We start from the raw sequence: 23,478 nt of genomic DNA on the forward strand, positions 1-23,478 counted from the left end.
GCTCCCCTGCCGATGAACCACGCCCTGATTCCCGACACCCGCCAGATCGGACGCAGCCTGCGCCTGTGGCGTTCGCTGCGGCGCCTGAAGCAGGCGGCGGTGGCCGACCTGATGGGCGTGTCGCAGACCACGGTGTCGCGCTGGGAGAGCGGCCAGGCCGCGCCCTCGCTGCAGGAGCAGCAGGGCCTCAGGACGCTGATGGCGGCGCGGCTGGACAGTGCCGCCGACTTTGCGCTGGGCCGCCTGGTGCGTGCGGCCCACACGCCCATGCACCTGGTCTGCGACTTCAGCCACCGCCTGCTGGCCCTGTCGCGGCCGCGCGAGCTGCATTGCCGCGTGCCGGGCAGCGAGTTGCTCGGCAGCGCGCTGTGGCGTTATGCCACGCCGCAGATCGTCGAGCACGAGGCGCGCCTGGCCGACCTGGGCTGGTATGAGCCGGGCCCGGAGGCCATCGAGTTCGACACCGAGGGCTCGGACGATCCGGTCATGCCCATCGAACGCAGCCGCATGCGCTGGATACGCATGCAGCTCTCGGACGGCAGCTTCGTGCGCCTGACGGAAACGGTGGTCGGTTGAGCTTGCATTCACGGCGGCCAATCTAGCCAGCCGCCGGGGTGGGCCGCAAGGAATGATTTATTCAGCGCGTCAGCGTGCGGCTTTGCCGAGGCTGGCGACAAAGGCCGAGCAGGCCTGGCTGGCATCCGGATGGCTGCGCCAGCCCTGGGCCAGCGTGCGCAGCGCAGCCCGCACCTCGCGCGGCATGGTGCCGTCCAGGGGGTCGTCGGCAACGGCGGCCAGGTGGTCGGCATAGAGCAGGCGGGCATCGGGGTCGCAGTCCAGCAGCTCCATGACGGCGCTGGCCAGGGTCTGGAACTGCTCGGGGGACAGCTCGGACGGGCCACGGGAATCGCCGGGCCTGGGCCAGGCGGCCAGGCAGAGGTATTCGATGGGGCCCAGGCTGCGCCGCTGCGCGCCCAGCTGCAGCGAGCCCCAGGCGGCGCGCGAGCCGCTGGGCAGGCGGCCCTGGCTGAGGGACTGGGCCAGGGTCTGGGCCACAGCGGCGCGGGCGGCGTATTCGCCGCGCAGATTGACCTCGGCCAGCACGCGCAGAAACGCCGGGTAGAGCCGGTCGCCCAGGCCGGTGCAGACGGCCTCCATCAGGGCGACGGCGCCTTCCTGGCGCGGGCCGAGATCGACGCAGCCGCCGACCAGGGCCTGGGCCGCCTCGACCCAGCGCGGTTGGGCCAGCAGCTCAGCCAATCAGGGCCGCGAGCACGCGTTCGGCATGCTGCTGGACCGACAGGCCGCGCTGATCGACAGCCACGTCGGCACGCAGCGTGGCGGCGCCGCCCGCGCCCAGTCCGTCCAGCCAGGTCGGGCCGCCAGCGCGGCCTGCAGCTGCTGGCGATTCCAGCGGGCGCAGCGAGGCTGTCGAGAACAGCGAGGCGGACGGTGACAGGGGGGCGCCGATCATGGCTGGGGGCCTTGAGGTGGAGATTGAGGGTCAGCTTAGCGAAGCGCATCGCAAAAGGCGATTACGGCTGCCCCTAATTCGTCGGTCAGCCGCCCTTGCACCCCGAGAAGACGGCGCGGGAGGCGTTGAACCATTCCAGGCGCCAGCCCTTGGGCGTCCACAGCACCGTCATCGCGTCGCCGGCGCTGACGCGGTTCTCGCCGCGGCGCGACAGCGGCGGCATGTCCAGCCGCGGCGTGGCGATGGACTGCAGCAGGCGGCCGATGTCGCTGCGGCCATCGGTCGTCGTCACGATGGCCAGGCAGGGGGCGGCGTTGTGGATGATGGCGGCGGGCGCCTTCACGTCGGGGTCCTCGGAGAAAAAAAGCTGCGGCAGGGACAGGCGTTGCAACATGTCGCCGTCGCGCCCCGCCACGGCCTCGCGCAGTTGTTGCCAGAACTGCACGAAGGCGGCGTCGCGGTCCACGCGCGACTCGCAGCCCTGGCCGCGCCTGGCGGGCAGCGTGGCCGTTGCGGGCAGGGCCAGGGTGCCGCAGCGCGCCGGCTCCAGGGCCAGCGTGTAGGCGTCGCCGGCGCGTCGCACGGTGGCGCGGTAGCGGCGCGTTTCGATCCCGTCGGCCCAATCGAAACGCCAGCTGCCATCGGGCTGGGCGCTGGCCTGGCCCTGGGTTTGCACATCGCACTCGTGGGTGCCGGACGTGGCGGAGATGCCGGCACCCACCGGCGTGCCGCTGGCGTCGTGGCTGATGCTGACGGTGAGGTTGTCGCTCGCCTGGCACACCCGCAGCGTCGGCGGCACGGAGGTCATGACCTGGGCGCTCGCGCAGCCCGCAGCCGCGAGCAGGGCCGTCGTCATGACGGGGAGGCGCATGCCGGATCGTCAGTCGCCGGTGCGCGCCGCGGACTGGCCCGACCACTCGCAGGCCGCGCCGCCATAGGGCGCGCAATTGCCTTGCGTCGTGGCGCTGACGCGCGACCATTTCTCGTCGAAGCTCAGCACCAGGCGGCAGCTCTCGCCATCGGGCTGCTTGACGTAGGGCGTGAGCTCCAGCGTGCGGCGGCGCAGCTGGCCGAGGCCGGCCAGGCTGGCCGAGCAGGCACCCTGGGTGAGGGTGGCGCTGGCCGCCGCCGTGCCGTTCTCGCGGTCCAGCAGCACGACGCGCACGTCCAGCTGCTCCGAGCGGTAGTTGGCCTGGGCGCGCGCGTACTGGGCCTGCGCCGCGGAAGCCGTCAGCAGCAGGGCCGCGGCCGACACCAGCGCGCGCCAGCCGCCTTCAGTGGCGTTGCTCAGCCTGGACCTGCCGGGCATCGTTGGCATATCTTTGCCCGGCCCGCATGGCGTCACCCATGCGCCCATAGGCGGCTTCGACCGTGATGCTTCCATCGCCATACAGAGATGCGTTGTTGCGGATCACCGCGGCAGGCAGCACGTCGTCGACGCGGGTGCCGGGGTCGTTGGCGAGGGTGCGCAGGAAAGCGCGCCCGTCGCCGCCGCCGAGATTGTGCAGGGCGTAGACGTTGGCGACGTCGTCACGGCCCCCTAGGTTGCGTCCTGTTGCGATGTTCTGGCGCGTGAACTCGGCCAGCATGCCGGCCTGCAGCGTCGTGTCGGTGCGATAGGCATTGGCCTGGGCCGTGGTCAGGTTGGCGGCATTGGGCACGCCGTAGTCCGCGCCATGCTCGCGCAGCATCTGGCGCCAGGTGCCGTCGGTGAACTGGCCGAAGCCATGGGCGGTGGACAGGGCCATGGTGCCGTCGAACTGACGCACGGTGTTGCGCGACTCGTCGCGTGCGACCGGCCGGGCGTTGGCGTTGAAGCCGGACTCGAAGTTGGCAATCATGGCCATCACGCCGGCGTCCACGCCGGTGCGGTTGGCCGCGTCGACCAGGGTGTCACGGCTTTGCAGCCAGCGCCGGTCGCGCGCGTTGTGGGCGTCGAAGCCGGTGTTGTGGGCCACGGTGTCGGCGGGGCGGGTGTGCTGGGCCATCTCGGCGGTGGCCGGCCCGACGCGCGGTGCCATGGCGACCTGGGCTTCCTGCGCGTGGCGGTACTGCGGGCTGAATTGGTAGAGCGGCCGCGGCAGGGCATTCAGCAGGCGCTCCCACAGGCCTTGTACGGGCTGTTGAGTGGCCTGGGCTGCCTGCGGGTGCGCCGCCGTGGCGGCCGCGTGGCGCTGCGGCAGGCGCAGCGAGTCGCCGACATGGATGAGGTTGGCGTTGTGCACCTGCGGGTTGGCCGCCATCAGCGCGTTCAGCGTCAGGCCGTGGTCGGCGGCGATGTGCTGCAGGTTGTCGCCCGGCTTGACCGTGTAGCGGGCGTTGCCGCCGGGCTCGGGCAGGTGCAGTTTCGTGCCGGGATAGATGACGTCAGGGTTGCGCAGCTGGGGGTTGGCGGCCAGCAGGGCGTTCACGCTGACGCCGTTGGCGGCGGCAATGCCGCTCAGGCTGTCGCCGCGCTGGACCTCATAGCTGCCACCCTCGGACGGCGGGGCGTCGTGCAGGCTGGCGGTGGCGGAAGTGGCTCTGGAAATGGTGCTCATGGCGGACCTCGGTGCAGTGCTTGCGAACGGCACGATTCAGGGCATCGCGCCAGTCAGGCCATTTCAGGTCAAGGCCGGGGGACGGGCAATTGCGGGCGCTGCTATTTCGGAACCCGGGCCGAGCCGGGGCTTGCTAGGGTTGGCCGCAGTCAGCCGAAAAGGCGCCGCAGGATGTCCTTGACCGTGGTGGCCCGCACCAGCATCTCCTCGTTCATCAGCGCCACCAGGCTGGCCAGCTGCAGCAGCAGCACCAGGTGGCCGACGACGGCCTTGATGGACATGGACAGGCTGAACACATTGAGCTGCTGGGCATAGCGGTTGACGAGGCCCAGCACGCCGTCGACGAGATAGAGCAGCACCAGCGAGGGCGCCGCCACCAGCAGGGCCAGGCGCAGCATGCGGCCGAACTCGGCCTCGAAGGCCAGCGTCCCGGCGGGCAGCAGCTGCCAGCCGCCGTGGATGGGCCACAGCGCGAAGCTGTCCAGCAGCAGGGCGGCGAACAGCATGAAGCCGCCCGAGGCCATGAAGACCCAGCTCGCCAGCCGCGCCAGGAAGGCGCCGGAGAGAGACGTCTGGTGGCCCGACAGCGGATCCAGCACCTGGGCCTGGGACGAGCCGACCTTGGTGTCGATGAGCTGGCCGGCCATCTCGAAGGACCACATCAGCCCGGCGAACAGGAATCCCAGGGCCGCGCCGAGCAGGGCCTCGCGGCCGTAGAGCAGGGCCCATTGCCAGCCGCTCAGCGCCAGCGGCCTGACCTCCTGCACCAGCAGGCCCAGCAGGGCCAGGGCGACGAAGAGGGCATTGCGGATCAGGGCCGGGATGAGGTCCTGGGTGAACAGCGGCACCAGCAGAAAGGCCACCGCCACGCGCATCGTCGACAGGCCGAGCATCAGCACGGCGTCGGTCGGGTGACCGATCCAGAACTCCATCACCGGTTGATCTTGACCAAGCCAGGGAACTCGCTGAAGACCTTGTCGCCGAGGCGGTAGAGGCTGCCGCCCAGCAGCGAGGCCGTGATGAAGATGGTGACGACGATGGCGAAGAACTTGGCCACGTACTGCACCGTCTGCTCCTGCAGCTGCGTGGCCGCCTGGATGAAGGCGATCAAGAGCCCGACCACCGCCGCCACGATGATGGGCGGCGCCGACAGCAGCAGCACCAGCCACAGGGCCTGCTGGGTGAGTTGGATGACTTCGCTGTTCATGTCTGATACGTCAACACGAGACCGTGGGTGAGCTTGACCCAGCCGTCGATCAGCACGAAGAGCAGCAGCTTGAAGGGCAGGGACACCGTGGTGGGCGACAGCATCTGCATGCCCATGGCCATCAGGATGTTGGAGATGACGAGGTCGATGACGAGGAAGGGCAGGAAGATCAGGAAGCCGATCTCGAAGGCCACCGTCAGCTCGCTGACCGTGAAGGCCGGCACGATGACGAGGAAGTCGCGCTCGCTCAGTTCCTTGGCCTGCTCGGGCTTCAGGCTGCGCTGGGCCGTCTTCAGGAAGAAGGCGCGCTCCAGCGGCCGGCTGTGCTTGATGAGGAAGTCGCGTAGCGGCTCCTTGGCCACGTCGGCCGCGGCGATCATCTGGCTGGTCGATGCGCCGCCAGCCTTGGCCGCCACGGTCGGCGCGGCGCTCAATCGGTCCTGCATTTCCACGCCGACCGGGTACATGACATAGATGCTCAGCACCAGGGCCAGGCCGTTCATGACGACGTTGGGCGGCACCTGCTGCAGGCCCATGGCATTGCGCAGCAGGCTGAGCACGACGACGAGCTTGGTGAAGGACGTGACCATGACGGCCACGAAGGGCGCCAGGGCCAGCAGGATGACGGTGATGAGGGCCGAGGCCGGCGTGAACGTGCTCAGGTCCATCGCTCAGACCGCGTCGATGCGAAAGGCCTGGCCGCTGCCCCAGGGGATGAGGCGGCCCAGGGCGCGTGTGATGTCGGGCCGGCTGGCGTCGATGAGCCGGCATTGCGGCGGTAGCGCCGGCGGCGGCGCACCCCAGCCCATCAGGGTCGCCACCGCGAGAGGCTGCTCCCAGCGCGCCACCAGTTGCCAGGGGTGCTCGCCCGCCGTCGCCTCGCTGCGGGCGCGCAGCTCCCTGCCGGCGGTTTCCTCCAGCAGCAGCAGGCCGCCGGGTTCCAGCGCGGCCAGCTCGTCGTCGTGCAGCCGCCATTGCGCCAGCAGGCATTCCGCCGCCGCGGGCTGCCACTGCAGGCCCGGCACCTCGGGGGCGGCATCCAGCATCCGCAGCGTCGCCCAGGGCAGGGACAGCCGCGCCTGCACCTCGGCGCCGCGCCAGCTGGCCTGGGCGCCACCCGCGCTGAGGGCGCCCGATTGCGCCACCCATTGCCAGTCCGCACCGGCCACCAGGCCCGCGGCCACGAGGCCGTCGAGCAGTTCGCCCGCCAGGTCCAGCATGACGGCGGCTTCGGCGGCGCAGGGTGTCAGCTCGCCGAGATCGAAGTCGTCGGCGCTGAGGCTCAGGCGCGCCTGGCCGCACAGGTAGTGCCAGCTCAGGGCCTGGGTGAGAGGTTGCGGGATGAAGCTCATGTCAGCTTTCGATTGGGCTTTTGTATTCGGGCCGAGCGCCGGGCCGCCCCAAGCCGGCCCAGCTGACGATGTGCGCGCGGCTCGATGCCGCGCGCATCGTCGTCCCCTCGGGGGACCGACTGGGCTGGCCCGCGTTCAGCGGCGCAAGGCCAGGCGAGGGGCTCACAGTCAAGCTCTGCGGCTCACCATGATTCGGGTCAGCTCGGTGACCGACCGTGCCTTCATCTTGCGCATGCCGCGTGAGCGGTAGAGCTCGACGCTCTTCAGCGACAGCTTGATCTCGTCGGCGATGTTCTTGTTCATCAGGCCCTTGACGACCAGGGACAGCACCTGGCGCTCGCGCGGCGACAGGGTCTGGGAGCGGCGCTCGAACTCCTCGCGCGAGCCCTCCACCTCGGCGTCGATGCCGCTGTCCACATCGGTCGGTGCAAAGGCGCGGTCCAGGGCGGCGCTGAGGGCCGCGTCGTCCAGCGGCTTTTCCAGCAGCGAGACGGCGCCGCGCTTTTGCATGGCCGCTACGGCCAGCGGCACGTCGGCGTGGCCGCTCATGTAGATGACGGGCAGGTGGATGCCGCGTTCTCGCAGGGCGTCGTGCAGATCCAGCCCCGACAGCTCGGGCATGCGCACGTCCAGCATCAGGCAGGTCGACTCGGGCCAGGTCGTGCCCACGGCCACGCGGGCCAGGGACTGCAGGGCGTCGCGCGGGTCGCCCCAGTCGCGCACCTGGCAGCCAAAGCCCTCCAGCCAGAAGCGCAGCGAGTCGCGGAATTCGTGGTTGTCGTCCACCACATAGATCTGTCTGGGCGTCATGTCGTCTTCTCCAGCATGGATTGAGGCGCGCCCACCGTCACCGGCAGCGCGAAGTGAAAGCAGCAGCCCCCGGCCTCACGGCGCGTGAACCAGAGCCGGCCCTGATGCATCTCGATCAGCGAGCGGCAGATGGAAAGCCCCAGGCCCATGCCGTTGGGCTTGGTGGAGCTGAAGGGCAGGAAGAGGCGGGCCTCGGTCTGCGGCGTGATGCCGGGGCCGTTGTCGCTGACGCGCAGCTCGGCGCGACCGGCCTCGACGACCAGCTCGATGGCGATCAGCGGCTCGGCCGGGCGGTCCAGGCGCAGCGCGTCCAGCGCGTTGCGCAGCAGATTGATCAGCACCTGCTGCAGCATGACGGCGTCGCCCTGCACCGCCACGGCCCGCTGCGGCAACTGCAGCTGCAGGCGCACGGCCTCGCGCTGCAGATCCCAGTCCAGCAGGCCCAGGCTCTGGTGCACCAGTTCGACCAGGTCCAGCCTCTCGGTCTTGGGCTGGCGCGACTGCGTGTATTCGCGCACCCGGCCGATGATCTGGCTGGCATAGGTGACCTGATGCACGGCCTTGTCCAGGGCCGCCAGCTCGTCGGTGCTGTCGGGGTGGCGGCGCGCCAGGCGCAGCTTGAGGCCGCGCAGCAGATTGGCCGTCGCGCCTATGGGCTGGTTCAGTTCATGCGCGAGCACGCTGCCCATCTCGCTGACGGTCAGCGAGCGCGACGTGAACAGCAGGCCCTCGCGGTCGTCGAGCTGGCGCTGCAGATGGTGCAGGCGCTCGCGCTCGTCGTCCAGGCGCAGCAGCACATGGCGGGCATCCAGGGCGACGCGCTGGGCCACGTATTCGCCGCTGACGCCGCAGCGCGTGCGCACGCCCAGCGGCGCCGCCAGCGCGCTGGCCAGGCCGTGCAGGGGCTGGGCCCAGTCCTCGGCCAGGCCTCCCGCTTCGCCGGGCAGCAGGGCCTGCATGGGCGAATTCAGCGCGACGAGGAAGTCGCCGTCGAGGATGGCCAGGGCCTCGCCGAGTTCGCCCAGGGCGTGCAGCAGGTCGGCACTGGGGGTGCACTGAGCGCGGTTCATGTGCTTTCCCGCGGCCACAGGACCTGGTTGCACAGCAGCCAGCTCAGCGACGGCCGAGTGCCCAGCAGCGCGCGCAGACTGGCGCTGGCGGGGGCTTGCACCAGCACTTCCGTCCACTGCGCAATGCCCGGCGCGACGTCTTCCAGGCGCAGCTCGCAGCTGACCTGGCCCGGTGCGAAGGCGAGGCCGCCAGTCAGGTCGCGCAGCGTGCGCGGGCGGCCCTGGGTGCCCAGGGCCAGGCGCACGGCCCACCAGCGCTCGGCCGTCGCGGGGCGGGCGGTGCGCCAGCGGGCCGGCCAGCGCCGCCACTGCCAGGTCGAGGCGTCCAGGCTGGGTTGCAGGCTGGCCAGGCCCGCGGGGCTGGCAAGCAGCACCGGCAGGCCCACACGCCAGGCCTGCAGGGCCGGGCGCAGCGCCGCTGCCGAGGCGGGCGTGGCGGCGGCCTCGCGCAGCCGGTCGAGCAGGGCCTGGGCCCAGGTCGGCATGGCCTCGGTGGCCGGGGCGGACGGTTCGGGCGGGCTCTCCTGCTCCTGCGGGGGAGCGTCGCCACCGGCGTCATCGAACAGCGTTCGCCAGGCGGCGGCGTCCTGCACGCGCCAGCGCAGCTCCGGCCCGTTCTGCAGGCTCAGCGGCTGCAGCAGCACGGGACTCATTGGCAGCAGGGCCGAAGCGGCGTCGGCGAGCTGCGGGGCCGGCACCGGCATGTCGGCAGGGCGCGTGATGGGCGCCAGCGGCGCTGGTGCCGGCGCGGTGATCGGGGCCTGCTCGGGCGCGGTCTCGGCCTGCTCGGCGGCCTGGGTCTCGGCACTGTTGGCCTGCAGCCAGGCCTGCCAGGTCTCGGCCGCGTTGACGGCCTGGATGGCGCCGATGCCGCTCATGGCTGCACCTCGTCGACGGGCAGGCTGCGCTTGCCCGCGCGTGCGGCGTCGCGCAGGCGCAGCCTGAGGACCTCATGCCCGGCATCGCGCAGGCGCTTGTCCAGGTCGCCCAGCTGCTGCCGGGCCTGGCTCTGGGCCACGGGCGGTACGCGCAGCTCCAGGTTCAGCGGGGCCAGCGGCTGGGCCTGCTCGACATGCAGCTGCCAGGCGGGCCCCGACATGGCCGGCAACTCGACCTGCCAGACGCGCGCCGCCGCCAGCGCCGCTTGCGGCTCGGCGAGCTGGCGGGCCGCTTCGATACGCGTGGCGGTGGACGTGGGTGCGACGCCACCGGCCGGTGCGGTCTCGGGCGCGGTCTCGGTGGGCGGCGTGGTCTGGAACAGGGGCATGAGCAGCGGGGTTGCGGTCTCGGTCGGGTCCTGCTCGCGCAGGCGCTGGTAGGCATTGCGCCAGTCGGGCTCGCCGGCGTCACGGTGCGACGCGGCAGGCGCTGCGGCTTGGGGAGTGGCCTGAGAAGCGGCCAGGGGCCAGCGGCCGCGCGGCAGCGTCGCGACCAGGGGCAGCAGCAGGGGGGGCAGCTTCATGGCGACGGCTTCAATGCAGGGCCCGCTGGGCCTCTTCGGCTTCGAGCTCGGCCTGCTGCTCGTGGGCCTGCCGGATTTGACGAGCCTGGTCCTTCAGCGTCGCGTCCACGGCGTCCTCGCGGGCCTGGGCGCGGGCGAGGTCGGCGCGGCGCTGGCCCAGCAGGGCCTGGGCCTGCTCCAGCGTCTCGCGCTCGTCGAGCAGGGCGTATTCATCGCGTTCCAGCTTTTCGGCCAGGGCCTCACCATGGGCCTGGACCTGGCGCCCCCAGCGCGGCATGTCGGCACTGCCCGGGCCGCTCCAGTGCAGGGCCAGTTCGACGATGGAGGTGCGATGCCGGGCGATGCTGGCTTCGCGCGCCCGGATGGCGGCCAGGGCCTGCTCCTGTGCCGCCTGGGCCTGCGCCAGGGCCTGGCGCGCGCGCTGCACGCGCAGCTGGCGCAGGCGCAGCCACTGGCGGGCGTCGGCGCGGGACAGCGGCAGGGGGCGGCTCACGCGACGATCTCCCGCAGATGCTGCAAGCAGCCGTCCCAGTCGCTGGGTTCGTGCGTGGCCTGCTGCAGCAGGGCCTTGATCTGCGGCATGCGCTCGATGGCCTGGTCGGCCAGCGGGTCGCTGCCGGCCTGGTATTCGCCGACGCGCAGCAGGAACTCGACCTCCTTGTGCCGCGCCATCAGCGCGCGCACATGGGCGGCGTCGTGCTGCTGCTCGGCGCCGGTCACGCGCGTGAACACGCGGCTGGCGCTGGCCAGCACGTCGATGGCCGGGTAATGCTGGGCCTGGGCCAGGGCGCGCGACAGCACCAGATGGCCGTCGAGGATGGAGCGCACCTCCTCGGCCACCGGGTCGCTGCCCTCCTCGTCCTCGGCCAGCACGGTGTAGAAGGCGGTGATGGAGCCGTGGGCGTCATTGCCGGCGCGCTCGAACAGCCGCGGCAGCTCGGCAAACACCGAGGGCGGATAGCCGCGCCGCACGGCCGGCTCGTTGGCGGCCAGGCCGATCTCGCGCAGGCCGCGTGCAAAGCGCGTCACCGAATCCATCATCAGCACGACGCGCGAACCCTGGGCGCGAAAGCCCTCGGCGATAGCCGTGGCCGCATAGGCTGCGCGTACCCGCTCCAGGGCCGGCCGGTCCGAGGTCGAGACGACGACGACCGAGCGCGCCAGGCCCTCGGGGCCGAGGCTGTCCTCGAGGAATTCGCGCACCTCGCGGCCGCGCTCGCCGATCAGGCCGATGACGTTGACCTCGGCCCGCGTGCTGCGCGCCAGCATGCCCAGCAGCGTCGACTTGCCGCCACCGGCCATGGCGAAGATGCCCACCCGCTGGCCTTCGCCGACAGTGAGCAGCGAGTCGATGGCGCGCACGCCGCAGACCAGGGGCTCGTGCACCGGGCGGCGCTGCAGCGGCGAAGGCGCGTCGCGGTAGAGGGGGACGCGCGGCAGGTGATCGACCGGCGGACCACCGTCCAGCGGCTGGCCGAAGGCGTCGATGACGCGGCCCAGCAGTCCGGCACCGCTGGGCAACTGCGCGGCTTCATGCAGCACCTCGACGGCGGCCCCGACGGGCAGGCCGTGCAGTGAGCCCAGCGGCGCGAGCACGGCCTCGTGGCCCTGGAAGCCGATGACCTCGGCCAGCAGGCCATCGTCCAGCGGACGCGCGGGATCGAAGACGCGGCAGCTCTGGCCGACGCGGGCCTGCACGCCGGTGGCGCGCAGCAGCGTGCCGCCGGCCTGCACGACGCGGCCCAGCGTGGCCACGGTGCGGGCGCGCTGCAGGCTGCGGTGCAGCGAGTCGGTCTCGGCGGCCAGGCTCAGCGTCATGGCTCCAGCCCCCAGGCGCGGGCCAGGCGCTGCACCTGCGTGGTGAGGCTGGCGTCGGCACTGCCGAACTCCGTGACCAGGCGGCAATCGCCTTCGGCCAGCTCGGCATCGGCCACGATCTCGGCGCTGGCCAGGCCGGCCTTGTCCTCGGGATCGATGGCCAGCAGGGCGGCGCGCAGGCCGTCCATGCGGCCGGGGTGCACGTGCAGCCGCCAGGTGCGCGCCGGCAGCAGCTCGCGCGCGGCCTGGACGGCCAGGCGGGCCAGGCCCTCGTCGGCCGGCAGGGGGCCGAGCAGCTTGCGGAAGACCTCCAGGGCCAGGCGGGCCACATCGCGCTGCTGGCGCCGGCACTGCTCCTCATGGGCCTGGGTGAGCCGGGTCAGGGCCAGGGCGAGTTGTTCGCGCGACTGGCCCTCGGCCCGGGCCAGCCCCTGGCGCAGGCCCTCTTCGCGCGCCTGGGCGCAGGCTGCGTCGACGCGGTCCTGCTCCTGCTCGAACAACTCGCGCAGGTCGGCGAGCAGACGATCGGCCTCCTGCAGGGCCGGCACCTCGGCCGCGCGCAGCACGCGCCGGTCGGAGGCGATGCCCAGCCGCGCCTGCGGGTCACGGTGCCAGAGCATGAAGTTGTTGTTCATGCGATCACCTTGTCCTGCAGGGCCAGGGTCTCGCGCAGCACGGCCTGGGCCGTGGCCTGCGGCATGACCCAGGCGGCGACGGGCCCGAGGCGGCGGCTGGCGGCATGGCGCAGCGAGCCGTGCGGCAGGCCGGCCAACAGCACGGCAGCGCCGGCCTCGGTGAAGCGCTGGCTCAGGGCCTCGGGCGTCGTGACCTCGGGCCAGTCGCTCAAGGACGCCGGCAGGCCGGCGGGCAGGCTGGGCCAGTCCTGGGCGCTGCGCAGGGCGCGCCACCAGGGCGCACCCAGGGCGGTGCGTGCGAGGTCGCGCAAGGGTCCGGCGATCCACAGCCGCAGGGCTGGCGCGGCCAGCACCGAGCCGCAGCGCCGCGCCAGCGCCAGCAGCTCGTCGCGCTCCAGCGCCAGCCAGGGCGGCGCGGCGTCCAGCTGGGCCCAACTCAGACTGCGTGCCTCGACGGGGGCATCCTCCAGCAGTCGGCGCGCCACGCAGGCGCGCAGTCGGCGTTCAGTCATGGCCGCTACCCTCCAGTGCGAGCTGGGTTTGAGCGCGGCGGCGGCGCCAGGCCAGCCAGCCTGCGGTACCGAGGCTGGCCGATCCGAGCGCTATGGCCAGCACCAGCGGCACGCTGGCCTGGCTCTCCATGACCGGCGCGGCGACGGGCGTGGCCTCGGCCGCAAAGGCGACGACCGAGACGCTTTCATAGGGCAGGCCCTCGACGCTGTTGACGACCAGGGCGCGCACCTTGGGCAGCAGGGCCTCGACGTTGAGTCCCGGGCGGTGCTTGATCATCACCGAGGCCGACGAAGGCAGCACCTTGTCGGACAGTGGGTGGCGCTCGGGTACCACCAGGGTGACGCGGGCCTGCAGCACGCCGTCGATGCTGGTCAGCGTGTGCGACAGCTCCTGGGACAGGGCGTGCATGAGCCGGGCGCGCTCCTCGACCGGTGTCGAGACGAAACCCTCGCGCTTGAAGACCTTGCCCAGGCTGTCGTAGTCCTCGCGCGGCAGGCCCTGCGCCTTGAGGATCTGCACGGCGCGGGCGAAGTCGGCCTCGGCGGTCAGCACCTCGAAGCCATCCTCGCGGGCGTTCTTCTGCGCTGGCACGCCGGCCAGGCGCAGCGCCGAGACCATGTCATTGGCCTGGCGCTCGTCGAGCTTGGCGTAGAGGGTCTGGTCGCCGCAGCCGGCGAGCAGGGCCGCCAGGGCCAGCAAAAGAAGACTCTGGTTCGCTTTCATCAGTCCTCCTGCGGGCCGAGCGCCGGGCCGCTCCCTAGCCGGCCCGCGCTGGCGAAGTGCTCGCGGCTCGACGCCGCGAGCGTCGCCGTCCCCTCGGGGGACCGACCGGGCACGCCTGCGTTCAGCAAGGCGGGATTGGGCGAGGGGCTCACGGTCATGACTGTTGCCTGAACAGCTGTTGCAAGCCCTCTGAAGTCCGGTTCGCGATGTTCGACGTCAGCTGGCAATGGAACATGAACTCCTGGCAGCGCACCGTCAGGTTGACGAGTTCGCCCGGCGTCAGCTCCTGGCCCGAGGCCGCCGCGGCGCGGGCGTCGCGGCCGAGCGAAGCCGCTTCGGCGTTGATGTGGTCCAGCGGCTGGACCAGGCGCTGCATGGCCTGGGCGGACTCGGTCGGCCCCAGGCGCTGCACGGCGCCGGCCATGGCGCGCTCGAAGCCCGCCACATCGGCCGACGCTGCGACCTGGCCGAGGCTGGACAGCGAGGCGCCCGCGCCGAGCTGCACGTCCTGCACGGGCGCCGCGATGGCGAGGCCGGGTGTCACTGCTTGCGCGCCATGGTTTCGAGGGCGGAACCGACCGTTGACACGGCGGTGTGCGAGCTGCTGGCCAGGAAGCTCATCTTCAGCGACATGGCGGTCAGCTCGGTCACGGCGGACGGCGTGTCGCCGCCGTTGTTCATCGCGTTGGACGCGGTCTCGATGTCGCCGGCCTGCTTGTCCAGGGCCTTGCCCCAGGCGTCGGCCATGGCTTCGAACCAGGAGCCGCCGCCGTTGGTCTTGCCCCCCGTGGAACCGTTTACGGGGGCGGCGGCGAGGGTGTTGAGAAGCGTGTTGGACATGGGAGTCTCCTTTTGGGAGGGTTAGGGAGGGTTGGGGAAGCAGGGTCAGAGGGTCAGCCGCGTGCGCTGGCCATCGCGTTCGACGACGACGGCGCGATCGGCGATCTCGACGACGCGATGGCCGCTGGGCAGCAGGGCGCCGCTGAAATAGCGGCTGCCATCGGCGGTGATGAAGTAGGGGCTGTCGGCGTTGTCGATGACGGCGACGAGGCGCTTGGCCGGGTCGTCCGGTGGGGGAGCCGCCGCGGCGGCCACCACGGCGGGCGGCTGGTTGTCCACGCGCAGGGCGGGCAGGCGGGCGATGTCGCGGCGGGCCGCGGCCGCGGCGGCCTGCACCTTGGCGGCGTCGCGCTCCTGGGTGTGCAGCACCAGCTCGCCCTCGGGCGACCAGCTGGCCTTGGCGGCGATGCCGTAGAGGCGGAACACGTCGACGGCGCTGGCCAGCAGTTCGGGCGCCGTGCTGGGGGGCGCGGCGGGCGTGGCGGCCTGGGCGGGCGGCACGACCTTGGCGACGACCTGGCCGGCCTCGCGCAAGGTGCCACCGCGCCAGGCGAGCGACGCGCCGCCGACGACCATGACCAGGCCCAGGGCCGTCAGCACGGCTTCGAGTACGGGGCGCGCCGCGGGCTTGGGGCTGGCCCGGCGCCTTGCGCTGGCCTCCTCGGGGTCGTCATGCAGGACCGGTTCGGGCCAGTAGTCCTGGTCGGCCGGGCCATAGGCCACGCGCGTGTCGCCGAGCTGCAGCGGCTGGCCGGGCGCCCAGGCATGCACGGCGCTGCCCGGCGTCAGCGGCTGTTCGGCCAGCAGGGCCAGGCCGGCGATGAGTTGCAGGCCGACGCGGCCCGGGCCGGACGGCACGATGCGCACCTGGAAGTCCACGTCGCTGGCGAGCAGGATGTCGGCGAACTGCGTGTCGGCCTGGTTGGCCGCGTTGAGGCCGCAGACCAGCAGGTCCTGCTGGGCGTCGAGCCGGGCACGCGCACCGGCCTGGCGGCCGGCGAGGACGCGCAGTTCCAGCGTCGAGGCAGGGAGGTGGGATTTCATGGCGGGCTACTCCTGCTGTGCAGCACCTTCGCCGCCGCTGCCCGATGCCGCCGGGGCGGCTGGGTTGGCGAGCGGTTGGCGGGCTCTTTCCATCACGTCGGCGGTGGCCTTGCTGCTGGCCAGGCGCGGCGTGATGAGGAACATGCGCTCGATGCGCTGGCCGCCCTTGCGCTGGGTCTTGAAGAGGTTGCCCAGCAGCGGGATGTCGCCCAGCACGGGCACCTTGTCGACGCCGGCCGTCGAGCTGTCGCGCACCATGCCGCCGATCAGCAGGCTTTCGCCTTCGGAGATCAGGGCCTGGGTGTTGATGCCCGAGCGCTCGACGATGGGCAGGTTGTCCACGCTCTGGCCGGTCAGGCCGCCGTCCTCGATCTGCACCAGCAGCTTGATGCGGGCCGGCTCGTCGCCCTCCTTGAACACATGGGGCGTGACGCGCAGCCGCGTGCCGGCCGTGACGTTGAAGAGGTCGACGTCCTCGCGGCCGGCGACGCGCACGTAATAGGTCGAGCTGTTGTCGAACACCGCCTCGACGTTGGACAGCGTGACGACCTGCGGGCTGCTGACGACCTTGGCGGCGCCATCGCTTTGCAGCGCCGTGATGCGGGCGACGAAGGGGTAGCGGTCGCCGATGACGGCGGAGATGACGCCGCCCTTGGCCGCGGGCGTCGGGTCGACCTGGCCGTTGAGGCGGTTGTCGCTGGCCGTGCCGTTGCCGAACATCAGGCTGGACAGGCCGTGGTTGTAGCGCCAGTTGATGCCGAGCTCGCGCATGCGGTCGGTGTTGATGTCGATGATGGTGGCCTCGATCTCCAGCGACTGGGGTTCGACGTCCAGCGACTTGATCAGGGCGGCATAGCGGTCCAGCCGCTCGGGCAGGTCACGCACGATGACGGCGTTCAGGCGCGGGTCGGCCTCGATGCGCGGCGCGAAGTCGGGCGGCGCCGGCGGCTCGGCGGCCTCGGGCTGGCCATAGCCGACCTGCGTGAGGGCGGCCACCAGGGTGTCGGTGCCGCGCACGGGCGGCGCCGCTTCGTCGACCAACCCCAGCGTGGTCGTGTTGCGCATGGCGCCACCGCGAACGCGCTGGCTGCCCTGGGCCCGCGTCGGGTCGCTGCTGACGGCGGCGGCGCGCGCCTTGCCGGGCTGGCCCACCAAGGAGCGCAGGATGCTGGCCACGCCGGGCAGGGTGGTCTGCTGGCCGCCGAAGCTCATCGGCACGTCCTGGGCCCAGGCATAGCGCAGATAGAAGATGCGGTAGTCGGGCAGGGGCTGTGCCTGTTGGGCCGGCGCCCAGGACTTCATGGCCACGGCCGTCGTGCCGGGCCGCACCTGGCGCACCAGCTCGTCGACCTGTTGCACGAAGCGCCGCGCGCCCACGGCCAGCAGGGCGCCGTCGTCGCCGAATTTCAAGGTGTTGCGCGCATCGGGCAGTTGCAGGGCCTGAGCGGCACGCTGCACCTGGGCGGCGGCGGCGGGTGTCAGCAGATAGCTGCGCGTCTGGGTCTCGCCGGCCGGCGCGATATAGAGCACGCCGCCGTCGTAGTAGCTCAGCAGGTTGTAGGCGCGGCCGAGGTCGCGCAGCAGCTTGGCCGGCGTGCCCTCGAAGCGGCCATTGACCTGGCCCTGCAGGCCGGTGGCGACGACGGGGATGTCGCTGCCCGAGAACAGGCCCTGCAGGAACTGCTCGATGGGCTGGTCGCGCGCCTCCAGCTTGACGGGGCGCAGGCCTTCCGGCAGCGGCGCGGCCGAGAGGGGCATAGCTTGGGCCAGCAGCAGCGAGGTGGCGGCCGCGATCTTGAGTGAGGTGGTCATGCGGCGAGCAGCGCGGCCTGGTGGGATGGCGCGTCCAGGCTGGGTGGAGGCAGGTGAAGCAGCGGCGTCAGCCGCAGCGTCGGCAGCAGTTCGTGGAAGGACAGCACCGGCGTGTCGAAGCACTCGTTCTCGATGAGCTTGCGCAGATGCCAGCGCAGGTCGACGGCGCAGACCAGGGCCTGCGGGCGCAGCGCCTGGACCTGGGCCTGCACCTCGGCGGCGAACTGGCGGGCCACGTCGGGCGAGATGGCGAGCTGGGTCACGCCGCCGCTGACATGCAGGTTCTGGCGCATCAGGGCTTCGAGCTCGGGCGACAGCAGCAGGGCCTGCAGCTCGCCGCTGGGGCAGACGCGGTGGTGGGTCTGGCGGCGCAGCGCGATGCGCGTCATCTCCGTCAGGGCCTGCACATCCTTCTCGCGCTGGCTGGCATCGGCCAGCGCCTCGAGGATGTCGCGCAGATTGCGGATGGAGACCTCCTCGGCCACGAGGCGGCGCAGCACCTCGGTGACCTTCTGCACCGGCAGGGCCCGCAGCACTTCCTTGACGACGTCGGCCAGCTCGCCTTGGGCGCGGGTCAGCAGCTCGCTGGTCTCCTGGATGCCGATGAACAGCGATGCGTTGCGGCGCAGGGCCTGGCGGACCTGGTCGGCCAGCCGCTGCGGGTCGTTGCTGTCCGGCTCGCCCTCGGACAGGGGCACCTCATGGGCCAGCAGCCGCCAGCCGCTGCGACCCAGCCGCCCATGCAGGGCCAGGCGCGGCAGCGGCAGGCCCTGGTCGAGCTGCAGCTCGTCCAGCATGGCCTCGATGGCCCGCGTGACGGCCAGGCCGCCATCGGCCAGCAGGGGCTGGGGCAGCTCCAGCAGCAGCGGCACCGAGGGGCGCACGCGCGGCTGGGCCGTCTTCAGCGCGCTGGGCTCGGGGTGGCGGCGCTTGGGGCCGAGGGCGGGCAGGTGTCCGGTCATCCAATCGCGGCCCCAGGGCGTCAACAGCACGCCGGCCGCGCCGAAGACCAGGGCCAGCGCGCCGAAGACCAGCGGCGGGAAGCCCGGCACCGCAGCCAGCAGCAGGCAGATGCCGGCGGCCATCATGTGCACGCGCGGCTTGGCGCCGAGCTGCTTGCGGATGGCGTCGCCGAGGTGGCGGTCGTTCTCGTCGTCGTTGGTGCGCGTGACCAGCAGGCCTGCGGCCATCGCGCCGAGCAGGGCCGGGATCTGCGCCACCATGCCCTCGCCGATGGACAGGATGGAGTAGCGGTGCACGGCGTCGGCCATGGACAGGTCCTGCTGCAGCACGCCGATGGCCAGGCCGCCGAGCAGGTTGATGAGGATGATGACGATGCCGGCGATGGCGTCGCCCTTGACGAACTTCATCGCGCCGTCGAGGCTGCCGTGCAGCTTGCTCTCCAGCTCCAGCGTGCGCCGGCGCCGCTTGGCCTCGTCCTTGTCGATGAGGCCGGAGCGCAGGTCGGAGTCGATGGACAGCTGCTTGCCCGGCATGGCGTCCAGCGAGAAGCGCGCCGCCACCTCGGCCACGCGCTCGGCGCCCTTGGCGATGACGATGAACTGCACCACCGTGATGATGAGGAAGACCACCAGGCCCACGACCAGGTTGCCGCCCGCCACCATCTTGCCGAAGGTGGCGATGATGTGGCCGCCATCGGCATGCAGCAGGATCAGCCGCGTCGTCGCGATGGACAGGGCCAGGCGGAACAGCGTCGTCATCAACAGCACGCTGGGGAAGACCGAGAACTCCAGCGGCCCGGCCACATAGACGGCGATCAGGATCAGCACCAGGCCCGAGGCGATGTTGACGGCCACCAGCAGGTCGATCAGCCACAACGGCAGCGGCAGCACCATCAGCGCGACGATGGCGACGATGCCGGCGACCAGGAAGAGGTCGCTGAAGCGGGCGATCAGGCCCTCGCGCGGCCGATCGGCCGCGGCGAAGTAGCCCGAGAGGCCTTCGCGCGTGCTCATGCCTGCGCTCCGAAGCGGCGCCGCAGTTCGGCGTAGACGGCCATCACGTCGCGCACATAGGCCTGGGTCTCGGCAAAGGGCGGCACGCGCCGGCCGTGGCGTTCGACAGCGCCCTCGCCGGCGTTGTAGGCCGCCAGCACCAGGCGCAGGTCATTGCCAAAGCGGGCCTGCAACTGCTTCAGGTAGCGGGCCGAGGCTTCGAGATTGGCTTCAGGCGTCAGCAGCTCCCGCTCCGCGTTGGCCACGCCCAGGCCGCGGCCGGTGGCCGGCATGACCTGCATCAAGCCCCGCGCACCGGCCGGCGAGACGGCCTGGCTCTGGTGGCGGGACTCGATGTGGGCCAGGGCATGCAGCAGCAGGGGATCGATGTCGTGCCGCTGGGCCACCTCGGCCATCAGCGGTGCCAGGGCGCGGATGCGGGCCTGGCCGGCGGCGTCCCGGCTGGTCGGCGCCGGCTCCGACGCTGCCACCCGACGCGGCGGGGTGGGGGCTTGAGGGGTTTCGACAGCCACGGGTTCGGGCTCGATCACCGCGGTGCTGGTCGATGGCGTGCGCACGAGGGTGGCCAGGCACAGCTTCTGCGCCAGCGCGAAGCCGCCGGCGCCTGCATCGGGCGCGGCGTCCAGCAAGGCTTCAGCCGAAAGGGATGGGCAGTTTGGCGCCGCTTGGGCGCCCAGCATGCCAACACCTAACGATGCGGTCGCCATGACCTGGCAGATCCGTTGAAGTTCGAACACCTTGTCTTCCCTGTTTTCCGAACCGGGCGGACTATGCGGGCAAGGTCACCTGCCAGGTTGACGGTTGCAAGTAGACGTAACTGACTGACCAGTAGACATTGCTCCTTTGTATGCAAGCCACCTCCCCCCACGTTTACGCGTGGAAACATCTGCTGCACCGCGGCATCCGCGGACCGGGCATCGTTCGCTCCCACAGCGCCTGACCACCCCTGCTACCAGTGGCGTGGACAGCCCCCTAGAAATAGGTCGGCGCTGCAAACAAGTTTTCACAAACCCCGTTTGCACCCCCTAGAAATAGGTGTTAGGGAGCCATGGCCGAAGACAGCGGCGACAAGACCGAACAACCCACAGCCAAGCGCCTGCTGGACGCCCGCAAGAAGGGCGACATCGCCAAGGGCAAGGAGCTGACGAGCACGGCGACGCTGCTCGTCTGGCTCGTGATGGGTGCGTTATGCCTGCGCCTGGGTGCCGAGCGTGCCGCGGCCCTGTGCGAGGGCCTGTTCGCGCGCATCTCGGCGGGCTGGCGCGAGGAGGGCTTCGGCCATGTCGCGGCCCTGCTCGGCTGGCAGAGCGTCGAGCTGGTCGTGCTGCTGGTGGCCCTGCTGGTCATCCCGGTGGCGGCACTGGGCACGCTGGTGGAGTTCCTGCAGGCCGGGCCGGTGCTGGCCTTCGAGAAGGTGGCGCCCAAGCTGGAGCACCTGAATCCGGCCGAGGGCCTCAAGCGCATGTTCTCGCTGGACAACCTGGTCGAGCTGCTCAAGGGCATCCTGAAGACGGCCCTGCTGCTGGGCATTGGCTGGGCCGTGGCGCGCGCGCTGCTGCCCGACGCGATGCGCCTGGCCTCGGGCCTGGACCGCCCCATCCAGCACCTCGGCGGCCTGGTCTGGGAAGGCACGGTCAAGACCCTGGCCTGGACGGTGGGCGTGTTCTTCGGCGTGGCCTTCCTCGACACCGTCTGGACCAAGCACCGCTTCACGAAAAAGCTGCGCATGAGCATGCGCGACATCAAGCAGGAGATGAAGGAGAGCGAGGGCGACCCGCATCTGAAGCAGCAGCGCAAGCAGGCCCATGCCGAGTGGAGCCAGCGCAACCAGCAGGCTGCGGCGCGCGGCGCCAATGCCCTGGTCGTCAACCCGACCCATGTGGCGATTGCCATCGACTTCGAACCCGGCCGCTGCCCCGTGCCCACGGTCAGCGCCAAGGGCGAGGACCATGTCGCCCGCGCCATGCGCGAGGCCGCCGAAGAGGCCGGCGTGCCCATCGTGCGCAACGTGCCGCTGGCGCGCGAGCTGCTCGCGCGCTGCGAGGAGGGCGAGGTCGTCCCCCCCGATCTCTTCGACGTGCTGGCCGAGGTCATCGTCTGGGCCGAGGGCGTGCGCGAGCAGCTCAAGTGGGAGGCCGCACGTGCCGACCCGCATCAGCGCGACAGCGTGGCCAGCGAACCGCCACGCGCGCGGCCGGCACCGGGCGAAGACCTGACCCGCCACCCTGACGTGGACCCGCGCGTGACATGAAGCTGCCCCCCACCCAACCTCGCATCGCTGAACGCGAGCGAGTCCGGTCGACCCCCCAAGGGGGTGGCGATGCTCGCGGCATCAAGCCGCGAGCACATCGCCAGCCGGGCCGGCTTGGGAGCGGCCCTGCGCTCGGCCCGCAAATGCACCGTTTCACATGGCCCGGAGGGCGCGTTCGCGTCACGGACGACTGACATGCAGGAACTGATGCTCAACCTCGCCAGCACCCTGGTCGCCCTGGCTTTCGTGCTGCTGCTGGCCTGGGTGTTGATCCGCGGCTGGCGGCGCCTGCAGAACCTGGGCGGCGCCAAGCCGCTGGACGATGGCGATGCCCTGCGCTTCGTGCGGGCCCTGCCCGTCGGCGCGCGCGAGCGCGTCGTGCTGCTGGACCATGCCGGCGAGCGCTGGATGCTGGGCGTCACCGCCGGCGGCATCAGCGTGCTGGCGCGCTGGCCGCAGGCCGGGACACCGCCGGAGCGCCAGCCATGAGCCCGTTTGCCTATCGCGGCGACAAGCTGCTGCTGCGCGAGTTCGCCGCGGGCGACGCGGCCGACATCCAGCAGCTGCACGCCGATCCGCGCGTGCGCGCCCTGCTGCCCGACGAGCAGCCCCTGCACGAGGCGCGCTGGGCCGAGGCCTTCACCGCCTGTCTCGCCACCTTCTACCGCCGCCATCCCGGCCTGGGCATCTGGCGCTGCGCGGTGCCGCTTGACGACGGCGCCGAACAGTTCGCCGGCTGGTTCAGCCTGATGCCGCTGCCGGCAAGCCCTGGCACCGCGGTCGAGGCTGGCGACGCCGAGCTCGGCAGCCGCCTCAGGCCCGAGCACTGGGGCAGCGGCCTCAGCCTGACGGGTGGCGAGGTGCTGCTGCGCCATGCCTTCCAGACGCTGGCGCTGCGCCGGGTCTGGGGCATCTGCCATCCGGCCAACCGTGGTGCCCGCGTCTGCCTGGAAGCGCTGGGCTTCACGCCCCGGGGACGCGCCCTCTACGAAGGCCAGGCTTCGGACTATCACGCCCTGGACGCGACGACCTGGTCGGCCGTCCAGACCCTCAGCCGCCGCGAACGCCTGCGCCAGGCCCGGCGCGCGGCCCAGCCCTCAACCCCCGCTTCGCCATGACCACTTCCGCCTCCCCCAACCCTTGGCAATCCGCCCTCGGGCGCCGCCTGGCCCAGGCCCTGGAGCAGTCCCGCTTCGCCCACCCGCCGCTGGCCGACGCCACCTCGGAGCGCGAACTCGGGGCCACGCGTTGGCGCCTGCCGTCGCGCGTGGCCGAGCCCGCGGCGGCCGCGGCGGCCCTGCGTGAAATGCTGGGCACTGCCGTGCAGGCCAGCCTGGTGACGCACTGTCTGCAGCATTACCGCAGCCAATTGGCCAGCGGGCTTGCCGAGGACGACCTGGGCGCGGCCCTGGCCGCCTATCTGGGCGCATGCCGCCAGGCCTTCGACCACGAGGCCTTGAGCCCGCAGCGTTGGCAGGCCATCACGCAATGGGTCAAGGCCTGGGTCATCGACGAACTGCCCTGGGACGAGGCGCCGCTGGCACAGCGCCAGGATGCCTTCGAGCGCTTCGCCGTGCTGGCAGTGGCCCTGGGCGAATGGACGGTGCAGGCCAGCCGCCAGGGCAGCGCCCAACAGGCCTCGGCCACCTGGATGGCCCGCAACAGCCTGCGCGCGCAGCTTGGGCTGGACCTGCCCGCACTGTGCGCCGCACTGCGCCAGCTGGACGGCGCGACTGCGGCCAACCCTAGCGTGGCTGGCGCAGAAATAGGAGCAGCCGCATATAGGCAGGCCGGGCACGACCCCGTTTAATGAAACCCGTCAACGCCGCAGAGTTTGATCCAAAAAACCTTGCCGACAAGACACGCAGCGAAGCCGGTGTTTTTCAGTCGCCACCGGATTCAGATGCTCCGAAATTCAATCAATCGCTGCGGCAATGGTTGCCGCGCAAAA

General features: G+C 71.6%; 29 protein-coding genes. 5 read left to right on the forward strand and 24 right to left on the reverse strand.

Translation table 11 applies throughout. The annotated features are described in order from the left end of the window. Positions 1-12: 12 nt before the first annotated feature. Positions 13-576 carry a helix-turn-helix domain-containing protein gene (locus J2X20_RS17845; protein ID WP_310267283.1) on the forward strand — a complete coding sequence of 188 codons (564 nt, stop codon included), beginning with the start codon at positions 13-15 and terminating at the stop codon, positions 574-576. A gap of 69 nt (positions 577-645) precedes the next feature. On the opposite strand, the gene J2X20_RS17850 is transcribed toward J2X20_RS17845, so the two are convergent. The 24 genes from J2X20_RS17850 to J2X20_RS17965 all read right to left on the reverse strand — a co-directional run bounded on the left by J2X20_RS17850 (position 646) and on the right by J2X20_RS17965 (position 19,905). Next, positions 646-1,260, reverse strand: a complete 615-nt coding sequence (locus J2X20_RS17850) for a hypothetical protein (RefSeq protein ID WP_310267285.1) — start codon at positions 1,258-1,260, stop codon at positions 646-648. Next, entirely contained in the window at positions 1,253-1,474 is a 222-nt protein-coding gene (locus J2X20_RS17855; RefSeq protein WP_310267287.1) for a hypothetical protein, read from the reverse strand. Before J2X20_RS17855 ends, J2X20_RS17850 begins: the two co-directional genes overlap by 8 nt. An 85-nt stretch (positions 1,475-1,559) precedes the next feature. Continuing rightward, complete coding sequence (locus J2X20_RS17860; protein WP_310267289.1) at positions 1,560-2,345, reverse strand: hypothetical protein; 786 nt, start codon at positions 2,343-2,345, stop codon at positions 1,560-1,562. A gap of 9 nt (positions 2,346-2,354) precedes the next feature. Continuing rightward, complete coding sequence (locus J2X20_RS17865; RefSeq protein WP_310267291.1) at positions 2,355-2,783, reverse strand: hypothetical protein; 429 nt, start codon at positions 2,781-2,783, stop codon at positions 2,355-2,357. Beyond that, positions 2,749-4,014 (reverse strand): LysM peptidoglycan-binding domain-containing protein, encoded by a 1,266-nt coding sequence (locus tag J2X20_RS17870; protein ID WP_310267293.1) that lies wholly within the window; start codon positions 4,012-4,014, stop codon positions 2,749-2,751. Before J2X20_RS17870 ends, J2X20_RS17865 begins: the two co-directional genes overlap by 35 nt. 149 nt (positions 4,015-4,163) lie before the next feature. Next, on the reverse strand, positions 4,164-4,946 hold the full coding sequence (gene sctT / locus J2X20_RS17875; RefSeq protein ID WP_310267295.1) for a type III secretion system export apparatus subunit SctT: 783 nt from the start codon (positions 4,944-4,946) through the stop codon (positions 4,164-4,166). Further along, the gene (gene sctS, locus J2X20_RS17880; RefSeq protein WP_119039777.1) at positions 4,946-5,221 is read right to left on the reverse strand and encodes a type III secretion system export apparatus subunit SctS; all 276 of its coding nucleotides are present in this window, start codon (positions 5,219-5,221) and stop codon (positions 4,946-4,948) included. Before sctS ends, sctT begins: the two co-directional genes overlap by 1 nt. Beyond that, a complete protein-coding gene (gene sctR / locus J2X20_RS17885; RefSeq protein ID WP_310267298.1) occupies positions 5,218-5,889 on the reverse strand; it encodes a type III secretion system export apparatus subunit SctR in 672 nt (223 codons plus the stop codon). The genes sctS and sctR overlap by 4 nt, the downstream gene beginning before the upstream one ends. A 3-nt stretch (positions 5,890-5,892) precedes the next feature. After that, entirely contained in the window at positions 5,893-6,573 is a 681-nt protein-coding gene (locus tag J2X20_RS17890) for a hypothetical protein (protein ID WP_310267299.1), read from the reverse strand. A gap of 168 nt (positions 6,574-6,741) precedes the next feature. Further along, positions 6,742-7,383 (reverse strand): response regulator transcription factor, encoded by a 642-nt coding sequence (locus J2X20_RS17895; RefSeq protein ID WP_310267301.1) that lies wholly within the window; start codon positions 7,381-7,383, stop codon positions 6,742-6,744. Beyond that, entirely contained in the window at positions 7,380-8,453 is a 1,074-nt protein-coding gene (locus J2X20_RS17900) for a sensor histidine kinase (RefSeq protein WP_310267303.1), read from the reverse strand. The genes J2X20_RS17895 and J2X20_RS17900 overlap by 4 nt, the downstream gene beginning before the upstream one ends. Beyond that, positions 8,450-9,331 carry a hypothetical protein gene (locus tag J2X20_RS17905; RefSeq protein ID WP_310267305.1) on the reverse strand — a complete coding sequence of 294 codons (882 nt, stop codon included), beginning with the start codon at positions 9,329-9,331 and terminating at the stop codon, positions 8,450-8,452. The genes J2X20_RS17900 and J2X20_RS17905 overlap by 4 nt, the downstream gene beginning before the upstream one ends. Continuing rightward, on the reverse strand, positions 9,328-9,915 hold the full coding sequence (locus tag J2X20_RS17910) for a hypothetical protein (RefSeq protein ID WP_310267307.1): 588 nt from the start codon (positions 9,913-9,915) through the stop codon (positions 9,328-9,330). The genes J2X20_RS17905 and J2X20_RS17910 overlap by 4 nt, the downstream gene beginning before the upstream one ends. Before the next feature lie 10 nt (positions 9,916-9,925). After that, positions 9,926-10,408 (reverse strand): hypothetical protein, encoded by a 483-nt coding sequence (locus J2X20_RS17915; RefSeq protein ID WP_310267309.1) that lies wholly within the window; start codon positions 10,406-10,408, stop codon positions 9,926-9,928. Continuing rightward, positions 10,405-11,733, reverse strand: a complete 1,329-nt coding sequence (locus tag J2X20_RS17920) for a FliI/YscN family ATPase (RefSeq protein WP_310267311.1) — start codon at positions 11,731-11,733, stop codon at positions 10,405-10,407. The genes J2X20_RS17915 and J2X20_RS17920 overlap by 4 nt, the downstream gene beginning before the upstream one ends. Next, positions 11,730-12,368, reverse strand: coding sequence for a FliH/SctL family protein (locus J2X20_RS17925; protein ID WP_310267312.1), 639 nt, complete (start codon positions 12,366-12,368; stop codon positions 11,730-11,732). The genes J2X20_RS17920 and J2X20_RS17925 overlap by 4 nt, the downstream gene beginning before the upstream one ends. After that, a complete protein-coding gene (locus tag J2X20_RS17930; protein ID WP_310267314.1) occupies positions 12,365-12,880 on the reverse strand; it encodes a hypothetical protein in 516 nt (171 codons plus the stop codon). The genes J2X20_RS17925 and J2X20_RS17930 overlap by 4 nt, the downstream gene beginning before the upstream one ends. Next, entirely contained in the window at positions 12,873-13,604 is a 732-nt protein-coding gene (gene sctJ, locus J2X20_RS17935; protein WP_310267316.1) for a type III secretion system inner membrane ring lipoprotein SctJ, read from the reverse strand. Before sctJ ends, J2X20_RS17930 begins: the two co-directional genes overlap by 8 nt. Before the next feature lie 154 nt (positions 13,605-13,758). Continuing rightward, positions 13,759-14,148 (reverse strand): hypothetical protein, encoded by a 390-nt coding sequence (locus J2X20_RS17940; protein WP_310267318.1) that lies wholly within the window; start codon positions 14,146-14,148, stop codon positions 13,759-13,761. After that, positions 14,145-14,444 (reverse strand): hypothetical protein, encoded by a 300-nt coding sequence (locus J2X20_RS17945; RefSeq protein WP_310267320.1) that lies wholly within the window; start codon positions 14,442-14,444, stop codon positions 14,145-14,147. The genes J2X20_RS17940 and J2X20_RS17945 overlap by 4 nt, the downstream gene beginning before the upstream one ends. Positions 14,445-14,489: 45 nt before the next feature. Beyond that, entirely contained in the window at positions 14,490-15,488 is a 999-nt protein-coding gene (locus J2X20_RS17950) for a SctD/MshK family protein (protein ID WP_310267322.1), read from the reverse strand. Positions 15,489-15,494: 6 nt separating this feature from the next. Further along, positions 15,495-17,300, reverse strand: coding sequence for a type III secretion system outer membrane ring subunit SctC (gene sctC / locus J2X20_RS17955; RefSeq protein ID WP_310267324.1), 1,806 nt, complete (start codon positions 17,298-17,300; stop codon positions 15,495-15,497). Further along, positions 17,297-19,276 carry an FHIPEP family type III secretion protein gene (locus J2X20_RS17960; protein WP_310267326.1) on the reverse strand — a complete coding sequence of 660 codons (1,980 nt, stop codon included), beginning with the start codon at positions 19,274-19,276 and terminating at the stop codon, positions 17,297-17,299. The genes sctC and J2X20_RS17960 overlap by 4 nt, the downstream gene beginning before the upstream one ends. Next, a complete protein-coding gene (locus J2X20_RS17965) occupies positions 19,273-19,905 on the reverse strand; it encodes a lytic transglycosylase domain-containing protein (protein WP_310267328.1) in 633 nt (210 codons plus the stop codon). The genes J2X20_RS17960 and J2X20_RS17965 overlap by 4 nt, the downstream gene beginning before the upstream one ends. Before the next feature lie 419 nt (positions 19,906-20,324). Between J2X20_RS17965 and J2X20_RS17970 the strand changes: the two genes are divergently transcribed. The 4 genes from J2X20_RS17970 to J2X20_RS17985 all read left to right on the forward strand — a co-directional run bounded on the left by J2X20_RS17970 (position 20,325) and on the right by J2X20_RS17985 (position 23,337). Then, on the forward strand, positions 20,325-21,527 hold the full coding sequence (locus J2X20_RS17970; protein WP_310267330.1) for an EscU/YscU/HrcU family type III secretion system export apparatus switch protein: 1,203 nt from the start codon (positions 20,325-20,327) through the stop codon (positions 21,525-21,527). A gap of 195 nt (positions 21,528-21,722) precedes the next feature. Beyond that, complete coding sequence (locus J2X20_RS17975) at positions 21,723-22,016, forward strand: flagellar biosynthetic protein FliO (RefSeq protein WP_310267332.1); 294 nt, start codon at positions 21,723-21,725, stop codon at positions 22,014-22,016. After that, positions 22,013-22,645, forward strand: coding sequence for a GNAT family N-acetyltransferase (locus J2X20_RS17980; protein WP_310267334.1), 633 nt, complete (start codon positions 22,013-22,015; stop codon positions 22,643-22,645). Before J2X20_RS17975 ends, J2X20_RS17980 begins: the two co-directional genes overlap by 4 nt. After that, a complete protein-coding gene (locus J2X20_RS17985) occupies positions 22,642-23,337 on the forward strand; it encodes a DUF6683 family protein (RefSeq protein ID WP_310267336.1) in 696 nt (231 codons plus the stop codon). The genes J2X20_RS17980 and J2X20_RS17985 overlap by 4 nt, the downstream gene beginning before the upstream one ends. Positions 23,338-23,478 lie beyond the last annotated feature (141 nt).

Source organism: Roseateles saccharophilus, assembly GCF_031458095.1.
In the GTDB taxonomy this organism is placed as follows: Bacteria; Pseudomonadota; Gammaproteobacteria; order Burkholderiales; family Burkholderiaceae_C; genus Pelomonas; species Pelomonas saccharophila_A.